The 12,935-nt window shown below is 68.4% G+C and carries 15 protein-coding genes and 1 tRNA gene; 6 read left to right on the plus strand and 10 right to left on the minus strand.

All coding sequences use genetic code 11. The annotated features are described in order from the left end of the window. Positions 1-560 precede the first annotated feature (560 nt). The 9 genes from ACFWYW_RS50525 to galU form a co-directional block, all read right to left on the minus strand. Entirely contained in the window at positions 561-1,091 is a 531-nt protein-coding gene (locus ACFWYW_RS50525; RefSeq protein WP_379622280.1) for a hypothetical protein, read from the minus strand. A gap of 46 nt (positions 1,092-1,137) precedes the next feature. Next, positions 1,138-1,392, minus strand: coding sequence for a hypothetical protein (locus ACFWYW_RS50530; protein ID WP_379622278.1), 255 nt, complete (start codon positions 1,390-1,392; stop codon positions 1,138-1,140). A 547-nt stretch (positions 1,393-1,939) separates the two neighbouring features. Continuing rightward, positions 1,940-2,013: transfer RNA gene (locus ACFWYW_RS50535), tRNA-Ala, on the minus strand. Positions 2,014-2,062: 49 nt separating this feature from the next. Then, positions 2,063-2,665: a hypothetical protein gene (locus ACFWYW_RS50540; protein WP_379622276.1), complete on the minus strand. Its 603-nt coding sequence runs from the start codon at positions 2,663-2,665 to the stop codon at positions 2,063-2,065. 136 nt (positions 2,666-2,801) lie between these two features. Further along, a complete protein-coding gene (locus ACFWYW_RS50545; protein WP_379622274.1) occupies positions 2,802-3,446 on the minus strand; it encodes a GNAT family N-acetyltransferase in 645 nt (214 codons plus the stop codon). A gap of 40 nt (positions 3,447-3,486) precedes the next feature. Continuing rightward, complete coding sequence (locus tag ACFWYW_RS50550) at positions 3,487-3,963, minus strand: molybdenum cofactor biosynthesis protein B (protein ID WP_379622272.1); 477 nt, start codon at positions 3,961-3,963, stop codon at positions 3,487-3,489. Then, on the minus strand, positions 3,960-4,427 hold the full coding sequence (gene moaC / locus ACFWYW_RS50555; protein ID WP_379622270.1) for a cyclic pyranopterin monophosphate synthase MoaC: 468 nt from the start codon (positions 4,425-4,427) through the stop codon (positions 3,960-3,962). Before moaC ends, ACFWYW_RS50550 begins: the two co-directional genes overlap by 4 nt. After that, positions 4,424-5,611 carry a gephyrin-like molybdotransferase Glp gene (glp, locus tag ACFWYW_RS50560; protein WP_379641326.1) on the minus strand — a complete coding sequence of 396 codons (1,188 nt, stop codon included), beginning with the start codon at positions 5,609-5,611 and terminating at the stop codon, positions 4,424-4,426. The genes moaC and glp overlap by 4 nt, the downstream gene beginning before the upstream one ends. Beyond that, positions 5,598-6,500: a UTP--glucose-1-phosphate uridylyltransferase GalU gene (galU, locus tag ACFWYW_RS50565; RefSeq protein WP_379622268.1), complete on the minus strand. Its 903-nt coding sequence runs from the start codon at positions 6,498-6,500 to the stop codon at positions 5,598-5,600. The genes glp and galU overlap by 14 nt, the downstream gene beginning before the upstream one ends. Positions 6,501-6,533: 33 nt before the next feature. Here galU and ACFWYW_RS50570 point away from each other — a divergent pair, with 33 nt between their 5' ends. The 3 genes from ACFWYW_RS50570 (at position 6,534) to ACFWYW_RS50580 (ending at position 8,985) form a co-directional block, all read left to right on the plus strand. Next, positions 6,534-7,094, plus strand: a complete 561-nt coding sequence (locus tag ACFWYW_RS50570; protein ID WP_379622374.1) for a 5-formyltetrahydrofolate cyclo-ligase — start codon at positions 6,534-6,536, stop codon at positions 7,092-7,094. Between the two features lie 22 nt (positions 7,095-7,116). Next, positions 7,117-8,622 (plus strand): potassium/proton antiporter, encoded by a 1,506-nt coding sequence (locus ACFWYW_RS50575; RefSeq protein ID WP_379622266.1) that lies wholly within the window; start codon positions 7,117-7,119, stop codon positions 8,620-8,622. Between the two features lie 66 nt (positions 8,623-8,688). Further along, positions 8,689-8,985: an FmdB family zinc ribbon protein gene (locus tag ACFWYW_RS50580; RefSeq protein ID WP_379622264.1), complete on the plus strand. Its 297-nt coding sequence runs from the start codon at positions 8,689-8,691 to the stop codon at positions 8,983-8,985. Here ACFWYW_RS50580 and ACFWYW_RS50585 read toward each other — a convergent pair whose 3' ends face one another. Beyond that, the gene (locus tag ACFWYW_RS50585) at positions 8,986-10,953 is read right to left on the minus strand and encodes an MFS transporter (protein WP_379622262.1); all 1,968 of its coding nucleotides are present in this window, start codon (positions 10,951-10,953) and stop codon (positions 8,986-8,988) included. A gap of 129 nt (positions 10,954-11,082) precedes the next feature. Here ACFWYW_RS50585 and ACFWYW_RS50590 point away from each other — a divergent pair, with 129 nt between their 5' ends. From ACFWYW_RS50590 to mscL, 3 genes are read left to right on the plus strand one after another with little or no spacing between them, the layout of a single operon-like run. Beyond that, positions 11,083-11,883 carry an S-methyl-5'-thioadenosine phosphorylase gene (locus ACFWYW_RS50590; RefSeq protein ID WP_379622260.1) on the plus strand — a complete coding sequence of 267 codons (801 nt, stop codon included), beginning with the start codon at positions 11,083-11,085 and terminating at the stop codon, positions 11,881-11,883. Then, complete coding sequence (locus tag ACFWYW_RS50595; protein ID WP_379622258.1) at positions 11,880-12,422, plus strand: SAF domain-containing protein; 543 nt, start codon at positions 11,880-11,882, stop codon at positions 12,420-12,422. The genes ACFWYW_RS50590 and ACFWYW_RS50595 overlap by 4 nt, the downstream gene beginning before the upstream one ends. A gap of 23 nt (positions 12,423-12,445) precedes the next feature. After that, a complete protein-coding gene (gene mscL / locus ACFWYW_RS50600) occupies positions 12,446-12,844 on the plus strand; it encodes a large conductance mechanosensitive channel protein MscL (RefSeq protein ID WP_379622256.1) in 399 nt (132 codons plus the stop codon). The last annotated feature ends 91 nt before the right edge of the window (positions 12,845-12,935 follow it).

Here is a 12,935-nt window from a genome sequence, read left to right on the forward strand (position 1 = left end):
CCTGAGGCTCCACCCACCCTGCTCGGCGCGGATCGAGGCACACACCACGTCCTTCGGCACGACGAGCAGGCGGCAGGATCGCACCTTCGACCCAAGTCAGTGATCTTTGAGCCAGGATTCCAAAGCGTTCAGCTCACGCAGGGGAAAGCTCTCGCCGTCCCACTGCCGCGCGTACTCCTCCTCCCCCACATCAGCGAGCAGCCGCCACCACGAGCGGACGCACCGCACTCAGAAGCGTGAACTCCTCCCGCCCGGCCTCATCCGGTCAGGGAACGTGAGGATGCGCAGCCGTATCCCAGTCCTCGTGGGTGAAGACCCATCGATACTCGGTGGGACTCGTCATCCCCCTGAGTAACCCGCACCAGGCTATACAGGAGATCCCTGAGCGCATCAGTCACATAGGACACGACCATCCGCGCTTCGCGACCCTCGCACCCAATGGTGACGACGGCCCATCCGTTCCTGGGCGCCCCGTAGGCGAACTCGATCCGCGACATATCAGCCATCGTCGCACCTGAGCGGAGAGCCACCCAGCAACGGGAGGTCATACCTCATGGGGTTCAGGGCCCATCGGTCCAGATGTACCAAGGGCCCTTGAAATGCTCGTACCAGACCTCGTCCGGACCCGGTACCCGATCCGGGATGTAGGCGAAGCCGTGCGTCTTCCAATTCCAGGTGACTGAGGTGACCATGAACTGCGCCCCTCCCGGGATCTTCTCCGTGTAGCCCACCTGATACAGGCCCCGCCACCGACCACGGCCCTCGTCGTCGTCACGCACCGACCGGGCGTAGCGCTCCAGGCTCGATTCCGACAGTGCGAAGCGCGCGTGCAGGGGCGCGTCGACCGTGACCAGCAGTACGGTGCCCAGCACCAGTACGAGTGGGACGTACATCCAGGGCGGCCACGCCCGCCGCCCCGGGCGAGGAGCAAGCAATACAGACCAGGTGATGGCGAGCGCCAGCCAGTACAGCACCAGCAGCAATGCCCAGTAGGACAGGCCGGGAGCGCTCACCTCAAAGAGCGTCAGGAGCGAGGCGAGTCCGATGGCCCCGGTGAAGAGCAGGGCGAGGGGGTTGTGTGTCAGGTGCATGGGGCGATCTTGCCCGATACCAGGACCAAGCGCCTCGGCCCCGCCATCAGTGCCGGGAAGATAACCCGCAGATCACGGCCCTGGGTGAACAGGCGTCGATCTCGGTGCGGATGGCCTCACATGCGAGCCACCCTCGCGTGGCTGGAGCGCGGCGAGCAAGCGCCGCCGCCGATGAAAGCCCCAAGAAGGTCAGCCCGCCGTATTCGCCAGCCCAACTCAGCCGTTTGCGCGGCTGGCCGGTGAGCTGCCGAAGATCTGCCGCCAGCACACCATCACCGTTGGCACCGGCGACCTCGGCCATCTCGACAAGCTCCGCCAAGACCTGCCCTACCTCAACCTCACCTGGGTGGAGACCTACAAATCTGCCCAGGCCATGAGCTGGACCTGAGTGACCCGAAAAACCGGCTCGCTCACGGCCGCGTCGCCCAAACCATCTGGTCGCACTGCTCGTCGCCGTCGCCAACGACCACTTCCTCGACCAGTGGCGCCACATCCACCAGCCTGAGCATGAACCCGAGACAACACAGACCACCAACGACCTGGCCACCATCGAGGTGACCGCCGAGGCCTTCGCCGCGCCGCCACCCGCCACCCGCCACCTAAGCACAAACCCGGCCATCGACACCCAACTCTGCGCCACCCAGCGGCTCTGCCATGCCAGCCAGGCCGTTCACCGCGCGACAACGCCAGCGCGAAGGCACCAGAGCGTCCCACTCCGCCGAATCTCGAGGTCCAACCCCAGCCGAATCCGGCTCAGAACCTCCTTGAAACGACGAAATCCCGCCCGATCGTCAAGATCAGACGGGATTCGTCAACTTCAGTCCGGCCGTTTCAAGAACGGCCTTGGGTGGAGATGAGGGGATTCGAACCCCTGACCCCTTCGATGCGAACGAAGTGCGCTACCGGACTGCGCTACATCCCCAAGGACTCGACCAGATTAGCAAACTCCCAGGGGTCCTCGCGCCACACATTCAGTCCCCGACCGCCCGCCGAGGCGGTTCCGCGTACTGGTCGAACAGGACGTCCGGCTGACGTGCCGTGAACTCGATGATCTCGGCTTCCCGCTCGGCCTCCAGCCGCCGCTGCTCGCGCACCCGCCGTCGCCGTTCGGCACGGGACTGGGCGGCGCGCCGCCGCCGTTCCCGATCCACCTGTACGGCAATGCGCAGGAACCCAAGATAAGCCGCCATCACCACGATAGAGGGAGCAACCCCCCACCACGGCATCATCTGCACCGCCGCTGTCACCAACGACGCGATCACCAGCAACGACGTGAAGAACAGCAACCGCCGCCGCCGGGCCACGATGATCGCCCGCCGCCGCGCACGGAACTGCCGAGGGTCCACCACGGGCGCGGCGGGTTCCTCGATGGAGTACTCGCCGGTGTCCGGCTGGTCCATCAGCGAGGCGCCCTGCACCTGCTCCAGGTCCGGCAGCTGGTGCTCGCCCGTGTAGTACTCCTCTTCGAGCTCGGCCAGCTCGGCGAGGTTGGTCTTGTCCCTGCGCAGCCACATCGGGACAAGGACGCACAACCACATGACGACGATGGCGAGATAGAGGAGGACGCTGCTCACGACCACCTCCGGACACGAATAAGGGCAGCATGAAAACGCCTGTGTGTTCTTGGCGTCTTCGATGTGCTCACGTCACGCACCGTAAGACCGCGTGTCACTAATTGACGAGCATTCGATGCGGTGTGTCGCGAGATCGTCAAACCTCTTCTACCGGAGACCCACCGTGAGCGGCTGACTCACGCGCGCGACGCCACTGCACGAGTAGACCGCCGGGAACGTCCTCGACGGTCAACGCGTAGCAGATGTGGTCGCGCCAGGCTCCGTCGATGTGGAGTTGGCGACGCCGAATGCCTTCTTCCCTGAAACCGAGCTTCTCAACCACTCTTCTGCTCGCGTGATTTTCCGGCCGGATGTTGGCTTCGATGCGGTGCAGTCCGGTAGTGAAGAAGCAGTGGTCGACGGCCAGGGCGAGCGCCGTCGGCGTGATGCCGCGCCCGGCGAGCGCCCCGTCGACCCAGTAGCCGACCTGCGCGGAACGGGCGGATCCCCACACGATCGCGCCGATGGTGAGCTGTCCGGCGAACCGCCCCTGGTAGGTGATGACCCAGGGCAGCGCCATGCCCTGGCGGGCTTCCCTGCGCAGCGTGCCGACCATGGACACGTACGGGCCGAGACCGGTCCTGAACAGCGGCGTCTCCGGGTTGCTCGGCTCCCATGGGCGCAGCCATTCGGCGTTGCGCAGGCGCGTCTCGCGCCACACCCGTACGTCTCCCAGCCGCAGCGGCCGCAGACTCACTGGCCCTTCGCTCAGAGTCGCCGGCCAGCCACGAAGTCGATCCACACCCTCATCATCCCCCCATCGGACGTCATGTCGCCACGCATCAGCGCGGGTGGTCGCCGCCGCGGATCTGCTCGACCGCGTGCTGAAGGATGGGCGCGAGTACGGCCACGCCGTCCCGCACGCCACCGCCGGAGCCGGGCAGGTTGACGATGAGGGTGTCGCCCGCCTGGCCGGCCAGACCTCGCGACAGAATCGAGGTCGGCACTTTTTCGCGATTCGCCTGCCGGACGGCCTCCGCAATACCCGGAATTTCCCGGGAAATTACCCGGGCGGTCATTTCCGGCGTGAGATCCATTGGCGTGAGCCCGGTGCCGCCGGTCGTGATGATCACTTCGTATCCGCCCGCGATGCCGTCGCGCAGCGCGGCCTCGACCGGATCGCCGTCGGGCACCACCACGGGACCGTCCACTTCACACCCCGCCTCACCGAGCAGCGAAACCAGAAGCGGTCCGGATTTGTCGGCGTAAATCCCGGCGGAGGCGCGGTTGGAAACCGTGATCACCAATGCGCGGATCATGGCCGCGTCCAATGGCCGGTCTTGCCGCCGGTCTTCTCCTCCACCCGTACATCGGTGATCACCGCGGCCGGGTCGACCGCCTTCACCATGTCGATCAGCGCCAGCGCCGCCACCGACACCGCGGTGAGCGCCTCCATCTCCACGCCCGTGCGGTCGGCCGTCTTGACGACGCAGGTGATGTCCACGCCCTCGTCGACGATGTCGAGCGTGACCTTCACCCCGTGCAGCGCGATCGGGTGGCACAGCGGGATGAGGTCGGGCGTGCGCTTGGCGCCCATGATGCCGGCGATCCTGGCCACGCCCAGCGCGTCGCCCTTCGGCACCTCGCCGGAGCGCAGCAGCGCCACGGCCTCCTCCGACAGCAGGACGCGGCCGGTCGCGGTGGCGGTGCGCGCGCCGACGTCCTTGGCGGAGACGTCGACCATGCGGGCGGCGCCGGACTCGTCGAGATGGGTGAAGCTCACAGTCTGATCACCTGCACAGAAGCGCCCGCCGGTACGTCGGTGACGTCCTCGGGCACCAAGATGAGGGCGTTGGCCGAGGCCAGCGCCGCGAGCTGATGGGAACCCTGGCCGCGTACCGGGGTCACGACGCCGTCGTCCGACAGCACGCCGCGCAGGTAGGAACGCCGGCCCAGGGGCGAGCGCAGCGGCCCGGCGACATGGGCCGTCAACGTCTCCGGTACTCCGGCGGGCAGTCCGCGCATCTTTCGCAGCGCCGGCCGTACGAACAACATGAAGGAGACGAAGGACGAGACCGGATTGCCGGGCAGCGCGAAGATCGGCACCTGGTCCTCGCCGACCACGCCGAAGCCCTGCGGCATGCCCGGCTGCATCGCGACCTTCTCGAAGCGGACCGTGCCGAGCGGCGCGAGCGCCTCCTTGACCGGCTCGTAGGCGCCCATCGAGACGCCGCCGCTGGTGATGATGGCGTCGGCCCGCACGAGCTGGGCGTCGAGCTGCTCCAGGAACGTGGCCGGGTCGTCGCCCACGGTCGCGGCGCGGTAGCCGTCGCCGCCGCTCTCGCGGACGGCGGCGGTGAGGGTGAAGCTGTTGGAGTCCCAGATCTGGCCGGGGCCGAGCGGGAGCCCGGGTTCGACCAGTTCGGCGCCGGTGGAGAGCACGACCACGCGCGGGCGCGGGCGCACCCACACCCGGCGGCGGCCGACGCCGGCCACGATGCCGAGCTGGGCGGGGCCGATCACCGTGCCGGGGCGGAGCACGACCTCGCCCGCCCGCACGTCCTCACCCGCCCGGCGGATGGCGTTGCCCAGGGGCGCGGCCTGGTTGATCGTGACCGTGACGGTGCCGCCGTCGGTCCACTCCACCGGGACGACGGTGTCGGCGCCGGCCGGAACGGGCGCACCGGTCATGATGCGTACCGCGTGACCGGGCCCGACGGCGCGCAGTTCGTCGGATCCGGCCGCCACGTCGTCGATCACCGGCAACGCGACGGGAACCGCCGCGAGGTCGGCGGCGCGTACGGCATAGCCGTCCATCGCCGAGTTGTCGAACGGCGGCAACGGCACCGGGGAGCCGACCTCCTCGGCCAGCGTGGTGCCCAGCGACCGCTCGAGCTCGAGCTCGAGCGGCGCCAGCGTACGCACCGTGGCCAGGATCTCGGCCAGGTGCGCGTCAACCGATTTCACGAAGGAACTCCCGCAGCCACGGAACGAACTCGGGGGCCAGGTCGGGGCGGTCGGCGGCGAACTTCACCACGGTGCGCAGATAGTCGAGCTTGTCGCCGGTGTCGTAGCGGCGCCCGCGGAACAGCACGCCGTGCACCGGCCCGCCCTCCGAGCTCGACCGCCCGGCCAGCGTGCGCAGGGCGTCGGTCAGCTGGATCTCGCCGCCGCGGCCCGGCGGGGTGTTCTCCAGCACCTCGAAGACGGCCGGGTCGATGACGTAGCGGCCGATGATCGCCCAGTTGGACGGCGCCTCCTCGACCGGGGGCTTCTCGACCAGGTCGGTCACCCTGACCACGTCGTCCTCGCCGGTGGCCTGGATGGTGGCGACGCCGTACAGGGAGACCTGCTCCTTGGGGACCTCCATGAGCGCGATCACGCTGCCGCCGTAGGTGCCGCGCACCTCGATCATGCGTTTGAGCAGCTCGTCGCGGTAGTCGATCAGGTCGTCGCCCAGCAGGCAGGCGAAGGGGTGGTCGCCGACGTGCTGCTTGGCGCAGAGCACGGCGTGGCCGAGCCCCTTCGGCTGGCCCTGCCGTACGTAGTGCAGGGTCGCCAGCGCGGCGGGCTCGCGGACCTGGGACAGCTTGTGCTCGTCGCCCTTGGCTTCGAGCACCTCCTCCAGTTCGAAGGCGCGGTCGAAGTGATCTTCTATCGACCGCTTGTTCTTCCCCGTGACCATGAGGACGTCGAGGAGCCCGGCGGAGGCGGCCTCCTCGACGACATACTGGATCGCGGGCTTGTCGACGATGGGCAGCATCTCTTTGGGTGTCGCCTTGGTCGCCGGGAGGAACCGGGTGCCCAGACCCGCGGCGGGCACGACGGCTTTCGTCACAGGGTCGAAGTCAGCCATGAGTAGACCCTAGTGGAGGTACCTGTGGACAAGATGAAGCTGCGCCGGGAGCTGATCGAGGCGCGTACCTCGCTCTCCCCCGAGCAACGCAGGGCAAACGCGACAAGCATCCGGGAAACCCTCCTTGATCAGCCGTGGGTCCAGATGGCGGGGCTGGTGGCGTGCTACTGGTCTATCGGAAGCGAGCCGGAGACGCACGGGCTTGTCTTCGCCCTGTGGAAACACGGGGCCACAGTGATCTTGCCTGTGCACAAAGATGATGACGATCTGGACTGGGCGGTATACGACGGGCCAGATACCCTCGCACCTGGACGATCCGGGATCATGGAGCCCATCGACACCCGGCGCGGCGTGAACGCGATCCGTACCGCCGCACTGGTGATCGTCCCGGCCCTCGCCGTCGACGCCCGCACCGGCGTCCGGCTCGGGCGCGGCGGCGGCTCCTACGACCGGGCCCTGGCCAGGGTCGGCCCGAACGTCCCCGTGGTCGCCTTGCTGCACGACGGCGAGCTGATCGACGGCGTCCCCGTCGAGGCCCACGACGAGCGGGTCCGTTATGCGGTGACTCCTACGGGACTCACTAGGCTTATGTGACTACAAAGAGAGAGGGGGCCAGGTGACCGTCGAGTTCTGGCTCCTTCTTGGTGGCGCGGTCTTCATCGCCGCCATCGCCTCCGTCCGCATCGCCCACCGCAGCGGGCTGCCGAGCCTGCTTCTGTTCCTCGGCTTCGGGCTGTTGCTGGGCGAGAGCGGCTTCGGCATCCAGTTCGACGACCCGAACCTGGCCAAGCACATCGGCCTCACGGCGCTGGCGGTGATCCTGGCCGAAGGTGGCCTGACCACCAACTGGAACCACGTTCGCCGGGCCGTGCCCCTCGCGCTGATCCTGGCCACGGTGGGCGTGGCCGTGAGCATCCTGGTCGTCGCGCTCGCCGTCGCCGGCCTGCTCGGCTACGAGTGGCGGGCCGCGCTGATCCTCGGCGCCGTCCTGGCCTCCACCGACGCCGCCGCGGTCTTCTCCGTCCTGCGCCGCCTGCCCCTGCCACCGCGCCTGGCGGGAATCCTGGAGGCCGAGTCCGGCTTCAACGACGCCCCCACGGTCATCGCGGTCGTCCTGCTGAGCAGCGTCGCCGACCCCATCCCGGGCCTCGGCGAGTTCGTCCTGAAAACCGGCGCGGAACTGCTCATCGGCGCCGTCGTGGCACTGGCCGTCGGCCCGCTCGGGGCCTTGGCGCTGCGTCACGTCGCGCTGGCCGCCTCCGGCCTCTATCCGCTCGCGGTCCTCTCCCTCACCTTCTTGGCGTACGGCGGTGCCGTACACCTGCATGGTTCCGGGTTTTTGGCCGTCTACCTGACGGCGCTGATCCTCGGCAACGCCCGGCTCCCCCACAGGGCCGCCACCAGGGGCTTCGCGGAGGGCGCCGCGTGGCTGGCGCAGATCCTTCTGTTCGTCATGCTCGGGCTGCTGGCCAGCCCCGGCGAGATGCCCAAGGCGGTGATCCCCGGCCTCATCGCGGGAACGGTCCTGGTGCTGCTGGCCAGGCCGATCTCGGTCATGGTCTCGGCGCTTCTGGCCCGGATGGCCCGCATGGGCAGGACCGGTCTGCGCGAACAGGCCTTCCTGTCCTGGGCGGGACTGCGCGGGGCGGTGCCGATCGTGCTCGCGACCATCCCTTGGGCGGCCGAGGTGAAGGGGTCGGAGGACATCTTCAACCAGGTGTTCGTCATCGTGATGGTGTTCACGCTGCTGCAGGGACCCACGCTGCCGTTCGTGGCCAGGCTTCTGGGTGTGAGCGCGCCGGGCGAGGTGCACGACCTGGAGGTGGAGGCGGCCCCGCTGGAGGAGCTCAACGCCGACCTTCTGCAGGTCAAGGTGCCGCCGGGCTCCCTGCTGCACGGCGTGGAGATCTTCGAGCTACGGCTGCCCGCCGGGGCCAACGTCACGCTGATCGTGCGCGAGGGCAGATCGTTCGTTCCGGCCACGACCACCCGGATCAGGGCGGAAGACCAGTTGCTCGTCGTGACCACCGCGAGTTGCCGCGAACAGGTCGAGCTGCGGCTGCGGGCGGTCAGCCGCCGTGGCAAGCTGGCCGGATGGTACGGCGAGCGGGGTCTGGAATGAAAGTTTGACCCCATCGGTTAGCATTAGCAGTCGCCACGGTCGAGTGCCAACCCAGAGGAGGAATGCGTGCCCACGTACCAGTACGTCTGCAACGACTGCGGGCAGCCTCTCGAGGTCGTTCAGAAGTTCTCCGATGACGCGCTGACCGTCTGCCCAAGCTGTGAGGGCAAACTGCGCAAGGTGTTCTCGGCAGCGGCGATCGTGTTCAAGGGGTCGGGCTTCTACAAGACCGACAACCGTTCGTCGTCCACGAGCGCCACCACGACGCCCGCGTCCTCCACCCCGGAGAAGACCGCCACACCATCGACGACCTCGTCTTCGTCGTCGGAGAAGTCCTCCGCCCCCGCCGCGGCCTCCAGCTGATCAGCCCGGCCGGTCGGCGTCCGCGCCGAGCAGTTCGGGCGCGATCCGCTCGCACAGCCGCAGCAGCTGCGGACTCGGCCCCCAATCCGCCACCAGCCTGCCCAGCCCGGCCTTGGCCTGCTCAAGGAGCCGCTCGGCTGCCGCGTCGCCCTGCTCGGTCAGCCGTAGCGAGTCGCCGTCGGGCGAGCGCGTGACGAGTCCGCGCTCGGTGAGCCTGTCCACGTACGGCCGGCCCTCCTGCCTGCTGACGTTGGCCCGTTCCGCCAGGTCGGCGGCCTTGACCCAGCCTTCCCCGCCCAGCCTGGCGATGACCCACACGCTCTGGGGAGGCAGGCCGGACAGGCCCGCGAGCTGGCCGAGGCGTACGTAGTAGTCCTTGCGCAGGTCGGCGTCGGCCAGCCGTACCAGACCTCTTTCCACCTCCGCGAGCGAGGAGCGCTCGGCGGAGGTCGCGCCCAGGCCCTCGCCGTAGTCCATGGCCTTGGTGGTCTCGCGCAGGCGCTGTTCCGGGATGAACCAGGACAGCAGGAACGCGACGAACAGGATGGGCGTGCCCACCAGGAAGACGGTGGCGATCGCGTCGGCGTAGACGTGGAGAAAGTCCTGAGCCAGGGGCTCCGGGAGCTTCTGGATGAGTGTGGGGTCCTTCTGGATGTTCGCGGGGTCTACGCCGGGCGGTACAGGGGTTCTGGCCACCAGTTCCGCCATGTCGGCGTTGAGCCTGCCGGTGAAGACCGCGCCCAGCGTGGCGACGCCGAAGGAACCGCCGATCGAGCGGAAGAACGTGGCGCCCGAGGTGGCCACGCCGAGGTCCTCGAAGTCGACGGCGTTCTGTACCACGATGACCAGGACCTGCATGGTCATGCCCAGGCCGACGCCCAGGACGAGCAGGTCGATGCTCATGACCAGAGTGCTGCTCGTCTCCGTCAGGCGGGAGAGCATGAACATGCCGATGGTGGCGATGAAGGTGCCCGCGATCGGGAAAAATCGGTACTTGCCGGTGCGGGAGATGATCTGGCCGCTGACGATGGACATGGTCAGCATGCCGGCCATCATCGGGAGCAGATGGACGCCGGACAACGTGGCGCTGACGCCATGGACCGTCTGCAGGTAGAGCGGCAGGTAGGTGAGGGCGCCGAACATGCCGAACCCCACCACGAAGCCCACGATCGACGTCATCGAGAACGCTCTGAGCTTGAACAGCTTGAGGGGCATGATGGGCTCGGCCGCCCGCCGTTCCGCGAAATATGCCGCTATGAGGAGCGCGACGGCGGCGAGGCCGAGTCCTACTATCTGCGGACTCGCCCACGCGTACGTGGTGCCCGCCCACGTGGCGATCAGGACCAGGCAGCTGGTGGCGCCGCCGATCGTCACCACGCCCGCGTAGTCGATCTTGTGCCTGGTTCTGCTCTCGTGGCCGGGCAGGACCGCGATGATCACGAACAGCGCCACCGCGCCGACCGGCAGGTTGATGTAGAAGACCCAGTGCCAGGACAGGTGGTCCACGAACAGGCCGCCGAGCAGGGGGCCGACGATGCTGGAGACGGCGAAGACCGCCCCGAAGAAGCCCTGGTACCTGCCGCGCTCGCGGGCCGGCACGACGTCGCCCACGATCGCCTGGGCCAGCACCATGAGCCCGCCGCCGCCGAGGCCCTGAATGGAGCGGAACAGGATGAGCTGGCCCATGTTCTGACTGAGCCCGCAGAGCGCCGATCCGATGAGGAAGATGACGATCGCCCCGATGAACAGCCCTCTGCGGCCGTACTGATCCCCGAGCTTGCCCCACAGCGGCGTGGAGACCGTGCTGGCCAGCAGGTACCCCGTGACCACCCACGACAGTTGCTCCAGCCCGCCGAGGTCGCTCACGATCGTCGGCAGCGCGGTGGACACGATCGTCTGGTCGAGCGCCGCCAGCAGCATGCCCAGCATGAGCGCGATGATGATGAGGCCCAGCCCCTTTTGCCGCATATCCCGATCGTACTGTGAGTAGTCTTTCGACTACTTTTCGGAGTCTCCTCCATCCACAGCCACCCCACCGTCCACAGAACGCCGCTCTGCCCCACCCACCCCCCAACCCCGCCCGCTAATCTCTGCGGCATGCGTGCAGACATCGGCGTCATCGGCGGTTCCGGCTTCTACTCCCTGCTCGACGACGCGGAGGAGATCACCCTCACCACCCCCTACGGGCCACCCAGCGACGTCGTCACCGTCGGCCGCATCGGCTCGCGATCGGTCGCGTTCATCCCCAGGCACGGGCGTGACCACCGCTTCCCGCCCCACCGCATCCCGTACCGCGCCAACCTCTGGGCGCTGCGCGCGCTGGGGGTGCGCCAGGTCCTCGCGCCGAGCGCCGTCGGCTCGCTGAAGGCCGAGCACGGCCCCGGCACGATCGTGGTCCCCGACCAGATCGTCGACCGGACCTCTGGCCGCGTGCAGACGTATTACGACATGGGCGGGGCCGTGCACGTCTCCTTCGCCGACCCCTACTGCCCGTCCGGCCGCGCGGTGGCGGTGTCCTCCGCCCGCGCCGGCGAGTGGAGCACCGTCGACGGCGGCACGCTCGTCGTCATCGAGGGCCCGCGTTTCTCCTCACGCGCCGAGTCGCAGTGGTTCGCCGCCAACGGCTGGACGATCGTCGGCATGACCGGCTTCCCCGAATCCATCCTGGCCAGGGAGCTCGCCCTCTGCTACACCTCGCTGTCGCTGGTCACCGACCTCGACGCCGGCGTGGAGACGGGCGAGGGCGTCACCCACGACGAGGTCCTGGCCTTCTTCGCGCAGAACGTCGCCCGCATGCGCACGCTGGTGGCCGACACGGTCAAGGCCCTGCCCGAGGAGCGCGCCTGCCCCTGCGGCTCCACCCTCGACGGCATCAAGCTCCCCTTCGACCTGCCATGAAACGCCGCCTGATCGCGGCCGTCCTGGCCGCCACCGCGACCCTCGCCGCCCTGCTGGCCGTACTCCCCGAGCCCGGCACCCCCGTGGTCGTGGCCGCCCGCGACCTGACCCCCGGCACGCTGCGCCCAGGCGATCTGCGCCTGGCCCCGCTCAACGCACCCCCCGACGGCGCCCTGCGCGCGCCGCCCGCTGGTGGCGTGCTCGCCGCGCCGATGCGCCGCGGCGAGCCCCTCACGGACGTCCGCCTCCTCCATCCGGTACGGCTGGCGCCCGGCCTGGTGGCCGCGCCCGTCCGCATCGCCGACCCGGACGCCGCGAAGCTCGTCAAACCCGGCTCGACGATCGGCGTACTGGCGGCATGGGAGAGCCAGTCCGCCCAGCTCGTGGCCGACGACGTCACGGTCCTTTCGACCCCCAGGACAGAAGACGACCAGGGCGCCCTCCTCGTACTGGCCACCACGACGACACAGGCCGCCCAACTCGCCGCGGCCCAGTCGGGCGGGCGGCTCTCCGTTATCCTTAAGCCTCACCCTGTGTAATCATTAGACTACGATCTCTGCGCATGAGTGGATTCAAGAAGTTCCTCATGCAGGGGAACGTGATCGATCTGGCCGTCGCGGTCGTCATCGGCGCGGCCTTCACCGCCATCGTCAACTCGTTCGTGGCCGACCTGCTGACCCCGCTGATCTCCGCCTTCGGCGGCATGCCCGACTTCTCCTCGCTGAAGTTCACGATCGGGCAGTCCAGCTTCAACTACGGCAACTTCGTCAACGCGCTGATCTCGTTCCTGCTGGTCGCCGGGGTCGTCTACTTCCTGATCGTCCGGCCGTACACCTCGTACAAGGACCGCGTGGCCGCCGGCGAGGAGGCGACGCACCACGAGTGCCCGCAGTGCCTCACGGAGATCCCGAAGGCCGCCACGCGCTGCCCGGCCTGCACCTCGGAGCTCACCCCTGCCTAGGTGTACTGACCACGGAGGTTAGGTACAGGGGTTGATCGGTTTGGCATAAGGAAGGGCTTCCGGGTTCGGTGTGGATTGCGAGATCTGCACC

It is taken from the genome of Nonomuraea sp. NPDC059023 (assembly GCF_042740095.1).
Classification (GTDB): domain Bacteria; phylum Actinomycetota; class Actinomycetes; order Streptosporangiales; family Streptosporangiaceae; genus Nonomuraea.